The 17,007-nt window shown below is 32.5% G+C and carries 13 protein-coding genes; 6 read left to right on the plus strand and 7 right to left on the minus strand.

Annotated elements, in window-relative coordinates; genetic code table 11:
* Positions 1-13: 13 nt before the first annotated feature.
* The 4 genes from aqpZ to htpG all read right to left on the minus strand — a co-directional run bounded on the left by aqpZ (position 14) and on the right by htpG (position 4,362).
* Positions 14-721, minus strand: coding sequence for an aquaporin Z (gene aqpZ / locus QWY99_RS03070; protein ID WP_290261241.1), 708 nt, complete (start codon positions 719-721; stop codon positions 14-16).
* 18 nt (positions 722-739) lie between these two features.
* Positions 740-1,096, minus strand: a complete 357-nt coding sequence (locus QWY99_RS03075) for a DoxX family protein (RefSeq protein WP_290261243.1) — start codon at positions 1,094-1,096, stop codon at positions 740-742.
* A gap of 83 nt (positions 1,097-1,179) precedes the next feature.
* Complete coding sequence (locus tag QWY99_RS03080) at positions 1,180-2,076, minus strand: EamA family transporter (protein WP_290261247.1); 897 nt, start codon at positions 2,074-2,076, stop codon at positions 1,180-1,182.
* Between the two features lie 402 nt (positions 2,077-2,478).
* Positions 2,479-4,362 (minus strand): molecular chaperone HtpG, encoded by a 1,884-nt coding sequence (htpG, locus tag QWY99_RS03085; RefSeq protein ID WP_290261249.1) that lies wholly within the window; start codon positions 4,360-4,362, stop codon positions 2,479-2,481.
* Between the two features lie 183 nt (positions 4,363-4,545).
* On the opposite strand from htpG, the gene QWY99_RS03090 reads away from it, so the two are divergent.
* The 3 genes from QWY99_RS03090 to QWY99_RS03100 all read left to right on the plus strand — a co-directional run bounded on the left by QWY99_RS03090 (position 4,546) and on the right by QWY99_RS03100 (position 6,845).
* The gene (locus QWY99_RS03090) at positions 4,546-5,049 is read left to right on the plus strand and encodes a lipocalin family protein (RefSeq protein ID WP_290261251.1); all 504 of its coding nucleotides are present in this window, start codon (positions 4,546-4,548) and stop codon (positions 5,047-5,049) included.
* Positions 5,050-5,065: 16 nt separating this feature from the next.
* Positions 5,066-5,755, plus strand: coding sequence for a YiaD family glycine zipper/OmpA-like lipoprotein (locus QWY99_RS03095; RefSeq protein WP_290261253.1), 690 nt, complete (start codon positions 5,066-5,068; stop codon positions 5,753-5,755).
* A gap of 139 nt (positions 5,756-5,894) precedes the next feature.
* Entirely contained in the window at positions 5,895-6,845 is a 951-nt protein-coding gene (locus QWY99_RS03100) for an ABC transporter ATP-binding protein (RefSeq protein ID WP_290261255.1), read from the plus strand.
* Positions 6,846-6,950: 105 nt separating this feature from the next.
* On the opposite strand, the gene QWY99_RS03105 is transcribed toward QWY99_RS03100, so the two are convergent.
* Positions 6,951-9,365, minus strand: a complete 2,415-nt coding sequence (locus QWY99_RS03105; protein WP_290261257.1) for a S9 family peptidase — start codon at positions 9,363-9,365, stop codon at positions 6,951-6,953.
* 267 nt (positions 9,366-9,632) lie between these two features.
* Here QWY99_RS03105 and QWY99_RS03110 point away from each other — a divergent pair, with 267 nt between their 5' ends.
* Complete coding sequence (locus QWY99_RS03110; protein ID WP_290261258.1) at positions 9,633-10,640, plus strand: 3-oxoacyl-ACP synthase III family protein; 1,008 nt, start codon at positions 9,633-9,635, stop codon at positions 10,638-10,640.
* A gap of 245 nt (positions 10,641-10,885) precedes the next feature.
* Positions 10,886-11,557, plus strand: a complete 672-nt coding sequence (locus QWY99_RS03115) for a copper homeostasis protein CutC (protein WP_290261260.1) — start codon at positions 10,886-10,888, stop codon at positions 11,555-11,557.
* A 93-nt stretch (positions 11,558-11,650) separates the two neighbouring features.
* On the opposite strand, the gene QWY99_RS03120 is transcribed toward QWY99_RS03115, so the two are convergent.
* A complete protein-coding gene (locus QWY99_RS03120) occupies positions 11,651-14,062 on the minus strand; it encodes a TonB-dependent receptor (RefSeq protein WP_290261262.1) in 2,412 nt (803 codons plus the stop codon).
* Between the two features lie 319 nt (positions 14,063-14,381).
* Between QWY99_RS03120 and argS the strand changes: the two genes are divergently transcribed.
* Positions 14,382-16,163, plus strand: a complete 1,782-nt coding sequence (argS, locus tag QWY99_RS03125) for an arginine--tRNA ligase (protein ID WP_290261263.1) — start codon at positions 14,382-14,384, stop codon at positions 16,161-16,163.
* Between the two features lie 53 nt (positions 16,164-16,216).
* Here the strand turns inward: argS and QWY99_RS03130 are convergent, their stop codons facing one another.
* Positions 16,217-16,456 carry a hypothetical protein gene (locus QWY99_RS03130; RefSeq protein WP_290261266.1) on the minus strand — a complete coding sequence of 80 codons (240 nt, stop codon included), beginning with the start codon at positions 16,454-16,456 and terminating at the stop codon, positions 16,217-16,219.
* Between the last annotated feature and the right edge of the window lie 551 nt (positions 16,457-17,007).

Raw genomic sequence — 17,007 nt, forward strand, 5'->3', positions numbered from 1 at the left:
TTAAAATAATAATTTAAGAGGCGTCGTGATTTTGCAGTAATGTTTTGTATAAAATTCCTGCTACAATTGCACCTAAAATTGGGGCAACCCAAAATAGCCAAACTTGAGATAATGGTTCTCCGCCAACAAAAACAGCTTGTGATAAAGATCTAGCTGGATTTACAGATGTATTTGTGATTGGGATGCTTATTAAGTGAATTAACGTTAATCCTAGACCAATTGCTACGCCTGCAAACTTTCCATTTGCAAATTTATCTGTAGCGCCAAGAATTATTAATAAGAAAAACAAAGTGAGAACAAACTCTGCTATAAATGCCGATTGCAAAGTGTATCCATCTGGTGAAAAAGCTCCAAAACCGTTTGAGGCAAAAGCGCCAGCTTTAGTATTGTCTATCATGAAACCAGCTTTGCCAGATGCGATTGTAAATAAAGTTCCTGCAGCTGCAATTGCCCCAATACATTGTGCGATAATGTATGGTACCAAGTCTTTTGCGGGAAATCTTCCGCCGGCCCAAAGTCCAAATGATACCGCTGGATTAAAATGACCACCGGATATGTGTCCTACGGCATAAGCCATTGTTAAAACTGTTAATCCAAAAGCTAGAGCTACTCCAGCAAATCCAATTCCTAGATCTGGAATTCCTGCTGCGAAAATTGCACTTCCGCAACCACCAAATACCAGCCAGAATGTTCCGAAAAATTCTGCAAAAAGTTTTTTCATAATAAAAGTTTTTAAATGTTAAAAAGTATATTGGTAAGCCCAAAAAATTAAAACTAACTGAAAAGGAATGCGTAATAGTAGGATCCATCTGGGGAAACCAAAGCTGGCTTTTTTATTCTGATACATGTATAGGTTTGCTGGAAAAACCGCAATTAATAATGCGATAATACCCCATGCTGCAAAATGAGATGTCGCTGAGACTATTAGGAGTAATCCTAGTATAATCTCAGCGACACCGCTTATAATATTTAATAATTTTGGATTTGAAAAATAAGATGGAATTATCTTTAGATACATTCCGGGATTTCTAAAATGATTTATCCCAGCAATAATATAAAGAAAAGCCATTAAATAGATATGCCATGGTAAACTCATAATAGTTATTTATTACGAATTTAAGAAATAATTAGGAATTTAATGTAATATCTATATTCTTTTTAACAAGTATTGTAAAGTGTTTACTTTTTCTTCTGAAAGTTTAAGTTCATAATGATAATAGCAAGTATGATTAAAATTATTCCAACCCATTGAAGTAGTATTACTTTTTCATTTAAAAGTACATACGCCATCATTACAGATACAGGTAACTCTAAAGCCGAAACGATACTTCCTAGTCCAATTCCTGTAAGAGGAAAACCTATGTTCATAAGCATTGGAGGGATAATTGTACCAAAAAGAGCAAGGATGATTCCCCATTTTGTAAAAATAGCCAAGTTAAATGCAGTTGTTTGTGTAGCTATTGCAAAAGAAAATACAATAACAGCACCACCTAAAAGCATGTACAAGCTTCGTTGTGCCGATGAAATTTCGGTAGCAACTCGGTTTGCAGTAAACATCGTTGTGGTAAATGATGCGGCAGCTAAGCATCCCCATACAAGACCACGCCAATCCAATTGAATTTCATTTTGAGTAATATTTGTAGCTAAGACTGTTCCTGCTAAAACAATTATTACGGCAACTACTTTTTGTTTAGATGGTAATTTTTTCTCTAATATCATTTCTAGTAAAACACCCATCCATACCGTTTGCATCAATAAAACAATTCCGATAGAAACAGGAATGTATTTTACTGCTAAATAATAGAACAAGCTAGTCATTCCTAGTGAAGTTCCAGCTGTCATTAATTGTGCAATGTTCTTTGGAGTTGCATTTACAACTTCATTTTTGTGTTTTGCTTTTTGGAAAGCATTAATGATCAGGATTCCAATTATTCCTAATATAAATTGAGATGTAGTTACTTCTGCTGTAGTGAATCCTTCATCATATGCCATTTTTACAAAAGTGGCTAACATGCCATAACTTGTTGCACCAAATGCTACTAGAAAAACTCCTTTTAATACGTTATTTTTTATCATTTTATGTAATTTACTGCTTCTGTTTTTAAAAATAAAGCCTGCAAAGATAGTCTTTAGTAATTGATTTAAAAAACGCTTTTAATTTGAATATTGCATTTAGTGCATTGTTCGAGGACTATATTTTATTAAAAATGCTTTAAAATGTAGTTATTTTGACTTATTCATAAGTTGTTTGAGTTATTTATTGTTTAATAGGATTTATATAGGTTTTTATGGATGCTATATGTAATTCTGTTTAGTAACATTCAAAATCATGTAAGCTGTATTTTAAATATAATTACGGTAATAAGCCGCTTTAGTTATATATAGGAAATGTGTATTGCTAACTCTTTTAATAACAAAAAGCCCCGCAAGTTATCTGCGAGGCTTTGCATTTATTTGGTTTTAGGACCAAATTGAAACTTATTTGATCATTTCAAAACTTCTTTTTACGAAAGCAGTTAATGCTTCACCTTTTAGAAGGTTTTGAGATAATTTAGCTAAATCTAAAGCTTGTTTTACCAAATGTTCTTGGTGCACTTTGTCTTCGGTGTTTAAGATATTAGTAGCTAACTCTGAGTTAGTGTTTACTACCAAGTTGTACATCTCAGGCATATTACCCATTCCGAACATACCACCACCACCAGACTGACTCATTTCTTTCATTCTACGCATAAATTCTGGTTGCGTGATGATAAACGGAGCAGCTTGACTATCCATAGCTTCCAGTTGTACACTGTACGCTTTAGGAATATATGCTTCCAATGAAGCTTTTAAAGCTTCTTTTTCTTCATCAGATAATTTAGAAATTGTGTTTTCATCTTTTTTGATCAAGTTATCAATGTGATCAGAATCTACACGTACGAAAGTTACATCTTTATTATCTCCTTCAATTTTTTGAATTAAGTGAGAAATGATTGGAGAATCTAAAAGTAATACTTCGTATCCTTTTTCTTTTGCTGTTTCAATGTATGAGTGCTGTGCATCTTTGTTTCCAGCATATAGAACAACCAATTTTCCGTCTTTATCAGTTTGGTTTTCTTTTATTTTCTCTTTTAATTCCTCTAGGGTAAAATACGTATTATCTACCGTTGGGTATAAAAAGAAAGATCCAGCTTTTTCATAAAATTTGTCTTCAGAAAGCATTCCGTATTCCAAAACAATTTTAATGTCATTCCATTTTTCTTCAAAGTCAGCACGGTTTTCGTTGAATAATGCTTTTAATTTATCAGCTACTTTACGAGTAATGTAGTTTGATATTTTTTTAACAGCCCCATTTGCTTGTAAGCCAGAACGAGAAACGTTTAATGGAATATCTGGTGAATCAATAACACCTTTTAACATTGTCAAGAATTCAGGAACAATTCCTTCTACGTTATCAGTTACATAAACTTGATTTTGGTATAATTGAATTTTGTCTTTCTGAATTTGCATATCCGAACCTAATTTTGGGAAATATAAAATTCCAGTTAGGTTAAACGGGTAATCCACATTTAAGTGAATATTGAATAATGGATCTTCAAATTGCATTGGATACAATTCGCGGTAGAAGTTTTTGTAATCCTCATCAGATAATTCAGTTGGTTGTTTTGTCCAAGCTGGATTTGGGTTATTGATGATGTTATCAACTTCTATTGTTTCGTTTACATAGTCTTCTGGAGCATCTTCTGGCTTAGGAAGTGTTTCTGTTCTTGTTCCGAATTTAATTGGAATAGGCATAAATTTATTATACTTATTCAATAATTCATTAATCTTAGAATCTTCCAAAAATTCTAAAGAATCTTCAGCAATGTGTAAAACGATTTCAGTTCCACGTGTAGTTTTGTCAGCTGGTTCCAAAGTAAATTCTGGGCTACCATCACATGTCCAATGTGCAGCTGGTTCGTCTTTATATGATTTAGTAAAAATCTCTACTTTTTCTGCAACCATAAAGGCAGAGTAGAAGCCAAGACCAAAGTGACCTATGATTCCTGAATCTTTTGCTGAATCTTTATATTTGTCCAAAAATTCTTCGGCTCCAGAAAAAGCAACTTGGTTGATGTATTTTTCAACTTCGTCCGCAGTCATCCCAAGACCTTGATCAATGATGTGGATTTTTTTTCCTTCTTTGTCAATTTTAACTTCAATAATTGGGTTACCATATTCTACTTTGGCTTCACCAATACTGATTAGGTGTTTTAATTTTAAAGTAGCATCAGTTCCATTAGAAATCAGCTCACGCAAGAAAATTTCGTGATCACTGTATAAGAATTTTTTGATTAAGGGAAATATGTTTTCTACAGAAACATTAATTTTACCTGTTGTCATATTTTTTAAATTTTAAGTTTAACATTATGCATTTCAGATTATTCAAATAGAATACCAATTGCGTAGAGGGTGACAAATTGTCGCACGTGTTAATTCTGAAATAAAAAAAACAAATTTTTAAACATATTTAATTTTTTTGCATTGTATCTTTGTAGGAGTATTAATTTTAAATTTGCTAAAACGATGAGAAAAATTATTTTAATATGCATAATAGCCGTATCGGTTTTTGCATGTAAATCAGGCTCAACAGCAACTACATCTAATGGGGCTGAACCACTTTCTACAAAACTTGACAGGCCTTCTCAAGTTGCAATTAAAGGAAATTGGGTTATTACAAATGTTACTTATCCAGGTTCGGATTATATTAAAGTGAATTCTTTTCAAATTGCAGATTCTAAGTGTTTTGTGGGTAGTACTTGGAACTTTATTTCAAATAACAATAAAGGAAGTATGGCTTTAACAAACGCAAGCTGTCCAGCATTTAGCTCGCCGATCGTTTGGAGTATCAACAAACAAGGTCTTTTTGTGCTTAAAATTGTTGAAGCTGGAGTAAAATCAAAAACAGTAACGGAAGGATACTTATTAAGAGTAGCTAATCAAACAGAGACTTCATTTCAGTTAATTGACAATATCAATGTTGGTGGTCAATCAAAAGAAGTTACGTACCAATTTCAAAGAAGTAATTAATCAAATATAAATCAAGATGAGAAAAATAATAGTTTTAAGTATAAGTAGTTTATTGGTATTGAGCAGTCTTTTTGTAAGCTGTGATTCAGTAAAAAACGCCAATAATACTCAAAAGGGTGCAGGGATTGGTGTTGCTGCGGGTGCTCTTTTAGGAGGTATTTTAGGAAATAACATAGGAAAAGGTGGTAATGCTGCTTTAGGTGCTGCAATCGGTGCTGCTGTAGGTGGTGGAACTGGTGCTCTTATTGGAAACAAAATGGACAAGCAAGCTAGAGAAATTGATCAAGCTTTACCAGGTGCAGATGTAGAACGTGTTGGAGAAGGAATTCACTTGGTTTTAAATGAAAATGCAGTGCGTTTTGATACTAACAAATCAACTTTAACTCCTCAGGCAAAAGCTAATCTAGATAAATTGGTTCCAGTATTTAATGAGTATGCTGATACTAATATCGAAATTTTTGGATACACTGATAATACAGGTAGACCAGAATACAACTTGACACTTTCTGGACAGAGAGCAGCATCTGTAAAAGCATATTTAGTTTCTAAAGGATTAAATGCAAACAGATTCAAAACTTCAGGTATGGGAATTGTTGATCCTATTGCATCAAACGATACTCCAGAAGGAAGAACTCAAAACCGTCGTGTAGAGTTTGCTATTACTGCAAATGATAAAATGGTAAATGACGCAAAAGCTGGAAAATAAGCATTGCATCCCAATAAATAAACTGAAAGCTGTTTCTTCGTGAAGCAGCTTTTTTTTTGTAGATAATTTAATAACTTTCTCTAATTTAGTTTTGCTAAAGGAACTATCTTTGTGTCCACAATTTTTCAATGCCATCCCAATGCTTCAAGTTCAAGATATTTCTTTTTCGTATACCGATAAGCCTGTTATTAAAAACGTTTCTTTTACCATAAATAAAGGAGAAAATATTGCTATTATTGGCGAAAGTGGCTGTGGAAAAAGTACGCTTCTTAAGTTGATATATGGATTATATGATTTAAATGAAGGCAAACTCTTTTATAATGAAAAGCCTATTTTAGGACCAAAGTTCAATTTGGTTCCTGGAATGCCGTACATGAAATATTTAGCTCAGGATTTTGATCTATCTCCTTTTGAAACAGTTGCCGAAAATGTCGGGAAGTTTCTTTCAAATGGATTTGCTAATATGAAAAAACTACGCGTTCAGGAATTGTTAGAAATGGTCGAAATGGAGCAGTTTTCTAATGTAAAAGCAAATCTGTTGAGTGGAGGACAAAAACAAAGAGTAGCCTTGGTAAGGGTTTTAGCTTTAGAACCTGAAGTAATTTTACTGGATGAGCCTTTTAGTCAAATCGATGCTTTTCGTAAAAATGCACTACGCCGAAATTTGTTTAGATATTTAAAACAAAAAGGAATTACTTGTATTATAGCAACACACGATAGTACAGATGCATTGTCATTTGCTGATGAAGCAATTGTAATGCGAAATGGAGAAGTCTTAGTTAAAGATAATCCAACAAAAATTTATGAAGATCCTGAGACACGTTATGTAGCGTCGCTATTTGGTGAGGTAAATGAAGTTCCTACTCACTTATTGATTCCTTATGAAGATGAAATGCATAAAACATTAGTGTATCCGCATCAGTTTAAAATGGTAGCCGAATCTACTTTGCCAGTTAAAATTAGAAGAACTTATTTTAGAGGGAATCATTTTTTAATTGAAACAGTGTATAAAAGACAATTAATCTTTTTTGAAAGTGAAATAGATTTACCTCTTGAGCAAGAAATATTTTTAAGTCTAAATTATTTATAAAAACTCAAGTCGTTTTTATAGCCTTATATTTTTTGAATTAAGAAAAAATAAAACCCGATTGATTTTTAAATCAATCGGGTTTGTTATTTATAAAAGAAATGAAATTTAGTTTTTTAAATTTTTCTCTAAGAACTGATCTTGTTCCCAAAGTAAATGTAAAATGTTTTCTTTAGCTACATAACCATGAGATTCTTTAGGTAAAATCACCATTCTTGCTGGTCCACCTAATCCTTTTATAGCTTGAAAATAGCGTTCTGTTTGCAAAGTAAATGTACCAGGGTTGTTATCAGCTTCACCATGTACCAAAAGTAGTGGCGTTTTCATTTTGTCAGCATGCATAAAAGGAGACATTGCATTGTAAACATTCGGAACTTCCCAGTAGTTACGTTGCTCTGTTTGGAAACCAAAAGGAGTTAACGTTCTGTTGTAAGCACCACTTCTAGCAATTCCGCAAGCAAAAAGATTAGAATGTGTAAGTAAATTAGCAGTCATAAAAGCGCCATATGAATGTCCTCCAATTGCAACTTTCTTTTTGTTTATGTATCCTAAAGCATCAACTGCATCAATAGCCGCTTCGGCATCATCAACAAGTTGTGTAATAAAATTATCATTAGGCTCAGTAGTTCCTTCACCAATAATAGGGAAAGAAGCATCGTCAAGAACAACGTATCCTTTAGTTACCCAGTACACAAATGATCCATAATAAGGAAATGTAAACTCATTTGGATTCTGGTTACTCTGTCCTGCGCTTTTTTTATCTTTGTATTCTGCAGGATAAGCCCAGATTAATAACGGTAGTTTTTCTTTCTTTACCTTGTCATAACCAGCAGGTAAATATAAAGTCCCAGATAATTCAACACCATCTTTACGTTTGTATTTAATAACCTCTTTGCTTACGTTTTTAATGCTTTCAAATGGATTTTTGAAAAAAGTAAGTTGAGTTAAACTATTTTGTTTCTGGATGTTTCTAAAATAGTAATTAGGATAATCATTTTTGGATTGAATTTGTACCAAAACTTTTCCTGTTTTAAAATCTTCAATGCTTAGAATATCTTCTTTTTTGTCTTTAAATGAAGAAGTGTATAAGCGTTTTGTTTTTAATGTTTTAAGATTTAGTTCGCTAATAAATGGGAATTGACCATCTTTAGTAAATCCTTCACCAAGAAGAAAAGCATTATCGTTTTCTATAGCAAGAACATATCTGTTGTATTGGTTTTTCTTGTACTCAAAATTTCCAGGATTAGAGTAGATATCTTGTGAGTTTCTATCAAAAATCAATCTTGGTTTTTGAGTAGGTTCTGCAGGATTAATTAAATAAGTTTTAGTATTACGTGTGTCATACCACTCATCAGAAAGAATTGCAGTATTCTCATTCCCCCAAATAATACCACTGTAACGTTGAGGTGTTTTTACCAATGAAGTTGCCTCAGTGTTAAATGGAGCGTTCCAAAGAAACACTTCGTCTCTAAAGTCAACTTTATTAGCTGGATTTCCTTCATCTAATGCAACTACGTAAGAAAGTGTAGCAGGTTTGTCGTTTCTCCATGACATTTCTCTTTTTCCATTACGAACAGCCATAAAACCTTTTGGCATAACTTCATAAAGAGGTACTTCGTTTACTGTTTTTACTTCAGTACCATTTTTGTCATAAACAACTGCCTTAGATGGAAATCTGTTTAAAGGAACAATATAAGAGAATGGTTTCTGAATTGTTGTTAGCATTATGTAATTTCCGTCTGGAGAAATTCTTTCAGAAGAGTACATAGCTGCATTTTTAAATAAAGTAGCAGCACCATTATTGATGTTTACTTTGTAGATTTCTGAAGTAATGATGTTTTCAAAATTAGTCTCATCATTTTTGTTTTTCAACATATCTGCATAGGTTCTGTTTTGTGATTTAGAACCATCAGCAGTAGAAACAATTGGGCCAGTTGGTAAATCTTTTTTAGAATCTAATAATGCTGGTCTGTTTTTAGGTAGCATTTTTACTAAAATAGTTTCATTGTCGTTGAACCAGCTAAATGGAGTTCCTATGTTAGCATTTAATGTAGCATCAGTTAGTTTAGTTGCTTTTGCAGTAGCAACATCTATAATCCAAAGTTCTACTCCAGTTTTTGTTGTATTAGTAAATAAAATCTTTTTGTCATTTGGTGACCATGAAGTATAACTAATTTGTGGATTTGCCGGCAAATTTGCTATTTCTATTTCTTTGGTATCGTTGACCTTTCTCAATTTTAGATTTTTTACATACGTAACTGTACTTGAGATATTAGTTATAGGATTAATTCTCAAACCAGCTAAACGAAGTTCCTCTTGGTTTAAATCATCTAAGGTCTTGTAGGTATTTCTATAACTTAATAGAATGTATTCTTTTTTTGTATCCAATGATACAGAAGGGGCTCTTTCGTAATCAGCCAAATCCAAAATTGATTTTGAAGGCTTTTGATACGTTAAGTTTTCTTGTGCTGAAGCAATTAAGCCAAGATTTAAAAATAGAAATAGAATAATTTTTAATTTCATAATTGGTACTTTAATAATTAATTTAGGTTCGTTATAATTTGTCTAAAGTAGTTTAAACTTGTTACATTTTAATAATGAAAAAGAATATAGATGTTTTTTTTATTACATTGAAATTTTTTTCTTACAATTTAGTATTAAGGTGTAAGGCGAAGTTAATGAGAATGGTATGTCGAATTGTTAATTACGAAAAAATTACTAAATTGTGTACATGATTTTTAAAAGATGTTTAGATTTGCAATCCAAATTTTTAACGAATAACAAAAATATATGTATCATTCAAAAATAGCGGGATTAGGATATTATGTCCCTTCAAATGTAGTGACCAATGACGATTTGTCAAAAGTAATGGATACTAATGACGAGTGGATACAAGAACGAACAGGAATTGAAGAGCGCAGACATATTATTCGTGGAGAAGATACTACAACTTCTATGGGAGTAAAAGCTGCTGAAATAGCTATTCAACGTTCTGGAGTAGCAAAAGAAGATATTGATTTTGTTGTTTTTGCAACATTAAGCCCAGATTATTATTTTCCAGGACCAGGAGTTTTGGTGCAACGTGATTTAGGATTAAAAACTGTTGGAGCATTAGATGTAAGAAATCAATGTTCAGGTTTTATATATGCTATTTCGGTAGCGGACCAATATATTAAAACTGGAATGTATAAAAATGTTCTTGTAATTGGTTCAGAAGTGCACTCGACAGGTTTAGATATGACAACCAGAGGAAGAGGAGTATCTGTAATTTTTGGAGATGGAGCTGGAGCTGCAGTTTTAAGTAGAGAAGAAGACACTACAAAGGGAATATTATCGACACATTTGCATTCAGAAGGTCAACATGCTGAAGAATTATCTCTAATGGCACCAGGAATGGGCGCACGTTGGGTAACAGATATTTTAGCAGACAATGATCCAAATGACGAAAGTTATTTTCCTTATATGAATGGACAATTTGTATTTAAAAATGCAGTAGTTCGTTTTGCCGAGGTAATTAACGAAGGTTTAGTTGCTAATAATTTGGAGGTTTCAGATATTGATATGTTAATTCCTCATCAGGCAAACTTGAGAATTTCTCAATTCATTCAGAAGAAATTTGGATTGAATGATGATCAGGTATATAACAATATTCAGAAATACGGTAATACAACCGCAGCATCTATTCCTATTGCATTAACAGAAGCATGGGAAAAAGGAAAGATTAAATCTGGAGACACTGTAGTTCTTGCTGCATTTGGTAGTGGGTTTACATGGGGAAGCGCAATTATCAAATGGTAATTTGATTTTTATATTATATTTTAAAACCTGCTCTTTTTGGAGCAGGTTTTTTTATACTTTCGTGTTTTGTAACATAAATATTATCCACCGAAGGAGACATTGCAATACCGAATAAACCTCTGACAAAGGTGCAAACTTTACATATTGTTTCTTTGTGAGAAAAATTATAATTTGAGACTTAGTTAAATTCTGCTCGAGTCTTTTTCGTGAGAATGATAATATTGGGGAAATATCTTTTAAATTAAATGGAAAAAAGTAAATTAGAGATTGCGTGTTTTAATCTTGATTCTGTCGAAATCGCTCAGGCAAATGGAGTGAACAGAATTGAGTTATGTGTTAATATGAAAGAGGGCGGAACGACTCCTGGTTTAAGTTTAGTTCTAGCAGCTAGAGAAAAAGCTACTATTGATCTGAATGTAATTATAAGGCCACGTGGTGGTGATTTTGTTTACAGCGATGCTGAATTTCAGGAAATGAAAGAAAGTATAATCGAATATAAAAAGGGTAAGGTTGATGGTTTTGTATTTGGGAATCTTAACCGTGATGGAAGTGTCAATATAGAGCAAAATACAGAATTAGTTAATTTGGCGGCGCCACTTCCTTGTACCTTTCATCGTGCCTTTGATGTTGTTTCAGATGTTGCTAAATCTCTTGAAGATGTAATTAATTGTGGTTTTAAAACAATCTTAACATCAGGACAGGGGAAAAATGTTGTAGAAGGAATTGATGTGCTTATTGATGTTGTTCAAAAAGCAAATAATAGAATAGTAATTATGCCAGGCGGAGGGCTTCGATCTTCGAATATTGGGTTGCTGAAAGAAAAAATAGGGAATACTTTTTTTCATTCATCAGCGATTACTGATTCTGGAGAAACAGCAAGTGTAATAGAAATTAATGCTTTAATATCGCAGTTGTAGCTTTTCAAAATAATAAAAGCCCAGAGCGGCAATTCTCTGGGCTTTAACTACTAAAATAATTCAAAATTAAATAATTCGAATTAGGGTGATAAATTAGAACATTCCTCCACCACCTTTATTCGTATTGTCTTCTCTTTGCTTGCGTTGCAAACTTTTGTTTTTACCACCACCAAAGTTGTAGCTAAGACCAAAATAAACGGTTTGACTCTCCCATGTAAATTTTCCTGTTTGAGGATAAGGGTTTTTAGAATCGAAAGCATATTTCATAGTGTCGAAGATATCGTTAAAACGTAAGCTTAAAGTCATTTTATTGTCTAGCAAAGTGTAGCGAGTACCAGCATCCATTTTGTACATGTCGTGGCTGTTGTTTTGTATTCCGTCAACAGAACCTCTGTAAAAACCAAATAATAAGAAACTCAAACGTTTATTCACTTTAAAGTTTGCATTCATTCTGGCATTAAAAGAGTTGGCATTAATTTCTTTGTCTTCTGGTTTTGAAACATCAGTCAATGGGTCAATAACAAAGACAATTCCTTGTTGTTTTATGCTTGAGAAATCGATAGACGGTTGAATGTCTAACCATTTCGTAGCTTTATAATTTGCAGACATTTCGAATCCATATGCGGTGTTATTGTCAAAATTGGCATAACTCATAATTTGCTTCTCTTTCGTTAGATCGCTATCATCAGGACTTAACGTACGGCTAATTTGGTCATTAATGCTTCTTACGTAAACTCCAGCTGTGAATGTACTTTTGCCAAAAGTTTTGGTATAGTTTATTTCGACAGAATTAGTGAATTGTGGTCTTAACTCAGGATTTCCTAGAGAGGTTACCAATGGAGTAGAGAATTCTGGGATTGGTTTAGTTTGTTCAATACTAGGACGATCTACACGACGGCTATAGCTAAATTGAAAGGTGTTATTTTCATTAAGGTTATAGGTAATATATGCCGATGGATATAATGTAATGTAATCATCTTCAAAAGTAGTTTGTCCAGCATTTAAGTTGGCTTGAACTTTATAACTTTCAAAACGTGCCCCTACTTGATAACTGAATTTTTTAAATTTTTGGCCAAAAGTTACATAAGCAGAATAAATATCAATATCATACGTGTAATTTGAAATTCTTTTGTCAATTGGTGTTAAAGGATTTCCGGTTAAGAAATCATTTGTAGTTCTTGTAAATCTTGCCTCGGCACCAGCCTCAAGTGTTGTTTTATCGTTTAGCGGATTTACATAGTCAACGTTTAACGTGCTGTTTTTTCTAACATCTCTGATGTCGTTTTTGTAAATAGCAGTTGTTGTGTTTCCTGTATCGTCAGTAGTTTTTGTGTCAAAATAAGAAAGTTGAGGTTGCTTGAAATCATTGTAGTTTCCTTCAACATCAAGAGTATGGCCTTCTTTTTTGAAAAGATGCTTGTAGGCTATATTGTAGGTGTTGTTATTATTCTTATTGTCATACTTTGAATTTTGGTAGATTTTTTTAATTGGTCCTTCTCCATAATTAATATCAGTATTAATATCAGTAAAACCATCAAAAGAGTTCTGATTGGTGTATACAGAAATGGTGTTCTTATCATTGATATAGTAATCCATACCAATTTTATAAAGATGAGAATCATTATCGTTCGTAATATCTAAATCTTGAGTCAGCGGAGTATCTAATCTATTAATTAGACCTTCATTACCATACACACCAAAGTTACGTCCTGCGGTTCCAAAGAAATTTACTTTTCCAACTTTGTAATTCAAGTCTAATGAATTATTGTATTTTGCAGTTTCCCCAAAAGTTATTCCAGCATTAAAGTTTCCGTTAAAACCAGTATTCGCATTTTTATGCAAAATAACGTTGATGATTCCAGACATTCCTTCCGGATTGTATTTAGCACTTGGATTAGTGATTAACTCAATTTTTTTGATAGATGTAGACGGAATTTGTTTTAGTAATTGAGCAGGATCCATATTTGTTGGTCTACCGTCAATTAATACACGTACATTTGAGTTACCACGCAAAGATAATTTACCATCCTGATCCACATTCACCGAAGGGATATTGTTCATAATGTCTGAAGCCGAAGCACCAGCAGTAGTAAGATCTTTACCGACAGTAATAACTTTTCTATCGATTTTTTGTTCAATAGTAGAACGTTCGCTAACAATGTTTACTCCCTTTAATTGAGTTGCCTCTTCTTCAAGAGTAACTTTAAAAGTGTATTCTTTTTTTGAATCACTAAAATAAAGATTCGCTTTGTATGGTTTATATCCGATGTATTGTATCTCTAAAATATAATTTTTTAAAGGAATATTTTTTAAATTAAAGTCTCCTTTATCATCAGTTACTCCACTTGCGATAGTTTTACCTTCTTCTTTTACGGCAATGGTAGCATAAGAGATTGGCGAATTAGTTGCTTTCTCTAGTACTTTTCCAGAAATACTTCCAGAATTTTGAGCTTGTACCGATGTTATTACTCCGATAAGCAATAACATGATAATTTTAAGTTTCATAGGATTTGATTTTGTTATTGTTGATTAATATTTTTTTGATTGATGATTACCTTTAAATTCAAGTTGATTATTCTCTTTTAAAATTTATTTAAAGTTTCTATTAAGACTGTTTTTTTTCTTTTATGTTACAGAATTTGTTAGAAATAATGTTCAGATTATAAAGTGTACTTTGTTTATCAGTGATTTATAATCGAATTAAATGTTAGAATTTTATTGTTTCCGAATTAATTGTACTAAATATTCCTAGATTTTATATCTTTTACATTTTCTCTAATTGACGAATAAGCAGTATATTTGCACTCTTTAAAATTAAGATTACATGTCATTATCACAAATTCTTACGCCTTCTATACAAAAAGCAATACAAGCCTTATTTGAAGTAACGGTAGATAAAGTCGAATTTCAAACTACTAGAAAAGAGTTTGAAGGGGATATTACTATGGTTATTTTTCCATTACTGAAAGTGATTAAAAGTAATCCCGTTGAGTTAGGAAATAAAATAGGGAATTATCTTGTAGAAAATCTTCCTGAGGTAGCCCGTTTTAATGTGGTTTCAGGTTTCCTGAACATTGTTGTTTCGGATACTTATTATGTGAATTTCTTTAACGGAATAAAAGATGGAAAAAACTTTGGTTTCGTAGAGCCAAATCCTTCTGATAAGGCAATCATTGTAGAGTACTCTTCACCAAATACAAACAAGCCACTACACTTAGGTCACGTTCGTAACAATTTGTTAGGATATTCTGTAGCTGAAATTATTAAAGCTTCTGGGAAAAAAGTTTATAAAACACAAGTTATAAATGATAGAGGAATTCATATCTGTAAATCAATGTTGGCTTGGGAAAAATTTGGAAATGGAGAAACTCCTCAAAGTACAGGTTTAAAAGGAGACAAATTGGTTGGGAATTATTATGTAAAATTTGATAAAGTTTATAAAGAACAAATCAATGAACTAATTGAAGCAGGTAAAACCGAAGAAGAAGCCAAAAAGCAAGCACCGATTATTCTAGAAGCACAAGAAATGCTTTTAAAATGGGAAGCTGGCGATCCCGCTGTAAAAGAACTTTGGGCTAAAATGAACCAATGGGTTTATGATGGTTTTGCTATTACTTATAAAAACCTAGGAGTAAATTTTGATAGTTACTACTACGAAAGTAATACTTACTTATTAGGTAAAGATGTTGTTCAGATAGGTTTGGATAAAGGAATTTTCGAAAAAGATCCAGATGGTTCTGTTTGGATTGACTTAACCGATGAAGGTTTAGATCGTAAAATTGTGCTTCGTTCAGATGGAACTGCAGTTTACATGACTCAAGATATTGGAACAGCTATTCAGCGTGTTAAAGACCATCCAGATGTTGGAGGAATGGTTTACACAGTAGGAAACGAGCAAGATTACCACTTTAAAGTATTATTTTTAATACTTCAAAAATTAGGTTTTGACTGGGCTTCAAGCTTATATCATTTATCATACGGAATGGTTGATTTACCTTCTGGTAAAATGAAAAGCCGTGAAGGAACTGTAGTCGATGCCGATGACTTAATGCAAGAAATGACAGATACAGCTCAAGAAATCTCAGAAGGTTTAGGTAAACTAGATAGTTTCTCTGAAGATGAAAAAGCTAAATTATACAGCACAATCGGACTAGGTGCGTTAAAATATTACATTTTAAAAGTAGATCCTAAGAAACGTATTTTGTTTAACCCAGAAGAATCTGTTGATTTTGCAGGAAATACAGGGCCATTTATTCAATATACTTATGCAAGAATTCAATCGATTATCCGTAAAGCCGATTTTGATTTCGGAGTTACGCTTACTGGAATTGAATTGCTTCACGAAAAAGAAAAAGAATTAGTAAAACAAATCGAGCTTTTTCCAGAGGTAATTCAGAATGCTGCGCTTAATCATAGTCCAGCTCTAATTGCTAATTATACCTATGACTTGGTAAGAGAATATAATTCATTTTATCAGTCGGTACATATTTTAGGAGAAGAAGATTTGACTAAAAAAATATTTAGAGTACAGTTCTCTCAAAAAGTTGGTGAGATTATAAAATCAAGTTTCAGCTTATTAGGAATACAAGTTCCTGAAAGAATGTAAAAATATCAGAAATGAGAACAAAAAGGGCTGTCTATATAGATAGCCCTTTTTGTTTAATCAATACTGAAGTAAGAATCTAGATTTTCTGCTAATTGATTTAGCCAATAAACTGTTTGGTCTAATTCTTTGTTATGAAATTCTAATGTTTCATTCCTTCTAATTAAGGCCAATGTGATTACGTAATTTAGGTTACGAATCAATTTGGCCATAGTTTCGGGAGAAATGTCGTTGTTAAAAAATTCAGTAAGTTTTTCAGGATTGTAGCTTGTCGCTAATGGGTGTGCTGCATTCATAATCTGATTGTTTAAGGAAAATATAAAACCCGTATAGGTTATCTGTCCTACGCCAACTAGAGCGTTGCGGTTGTTTCCAATGCCGCCAGCATACCATACGGGAGAATTTTTAAGTCATAGGTCCCTTTTAAAAAAATCAGTAAGTTTTTCAGGATTGTAGCTTGTCGCTAATAGGTGTGCTACATTCATAATCTGATAGTTTAGAAAAATATAAACCCGCGCAATTTAGATGTTCTACGCCTATCAGAGCGTTGCAGTTGTTTCCAATACTGCCATCATACAACACGGGAGATTTTTTTTAAAGTCATAGTTCAATTATTAAAAATTGTAAATATAGTTAAAATTCTTACAATTTAAAATAATTAGGTGAATCACTTCCTAGTTCTTATGTTTATATTCCCTCGTTTTTTGTACTTTTTTATTTTTTAAGAGTCTTTATAAATCAATTATAAAGAATGTAAGAGTTTAGCTTTGAGTAATTTAAGTTGTATTAAAGTGCATTTGGCTTAAGTAATTACCGAGTCTTTTTGCTAAAGAAATCTAAGAAGCGT

Source organism: Flavobacterium branchiarum, from assembly GCF_030409845.1.
In the GTDB taxonomy this organism is placed as follows: Bacteria; Bacteroidota; Bacteroidia; order Flavobacteriales; family Flavobacteriaceae; genus Flavobacterium; species Flavobacterium branchiarum.

What these genes read in the sequence shown, in the direction of transcription:
- QWY99_RS03105 (WP_290261257.1), bottom strand. Translation starts at nt 9,365, where the DNA reads ATGAAATTAAAAATTATTCTATTTCTATTTTTAAATCTTGGCTTAATT.
- QWY99_RS03130 (WP_290261266.1), bottom strand. Translation starts at nt 16,456, where the DNA reads ATGAATGCAGCACACCCATTAGCGACAAGCTACAATCCTGAAAAACTT.
- QWY99_RS03110 (WP_290261258.1), top strand. Translation starts at nt 9,633, where the DNA reads ATGTATCATTCAAAAATAGCGGGATTAGGATATTATGTCCCTTCAAAT.
- QWY99_RS03120 (WP_290261262.1), bottom strand. Translation starts at nt 14,062, where the DNA reads ATGAAACTTAAAATTATCATGTTATTGCTTATCGGAGTAATAACATCG.
- aqpZ (WP_290261241.1), bottom strand. Translation starts at nt 721, where the DNA reads ATGAAAAAACTTTTTGCAGAATTTTTCGGAACATTCTGGCTGGTATTT.
- QWY99_RS03075 (WP_290261243.1), bottom strand. Translation starts at nt 1,096, where the DNA reads ATGAGTTTACCATGGCATATCTATTTAATGGCTTTTCTTTATATTATT.
- QWY99_RS03080 (WP_290261247.1), bottom strand. Translation starts at nt 2,076, where the DNA reads ATGATAAAAAATAACGTATTAAAAGGAGTTTTTCTAGTAGCATTTGGT.
- QWY99_RS03100 (WP_290261255.1), top strand. Translation starts at nt 5,895, where the DNA reads ATGCTTCAAGTTCAAGATATTTCTTTTTCGTATACCGATAAGCCTGTT.
- QWY99_RS03095 (WP_290261253.1), top strand. Translation starts at nt 5,066, where the DNA reads ATGAGAAAAATAATAGTTTTAAGTATAAGTAGTTTATTGGTATTGAGC.
- htpG (WP_290261249.1), bottom strand. Translation starts at nt 4,362, where the DNA reads ATGACAACAGGTAAAATTAATGTTTCTGTAGAAAACATATTTCCCTTA.
- argS (WP_290261263.1), top strand. Translation starts at nt 14,382, where the DNA reads ATGTCATTATCACAAATTCTTACGCCTTCTATACAAAAAGCAATACAA.
- QWY99_RS03115 (WP_290261260.1), top strand. Translation starts at nt 10,886, where the DNA reads ATGGAAAAAAGTAAATTAGAGATTGCGTGTTTTAATCTTGATTCTGTC.
- QWY99_RS03090 (WP_290261251.1), top strand. Translation starts at nt 4,546, where the DNA reads ATGAGAAAAATTATTTTAATATGCATAATAGCCGTATCGGTTTTTGCA.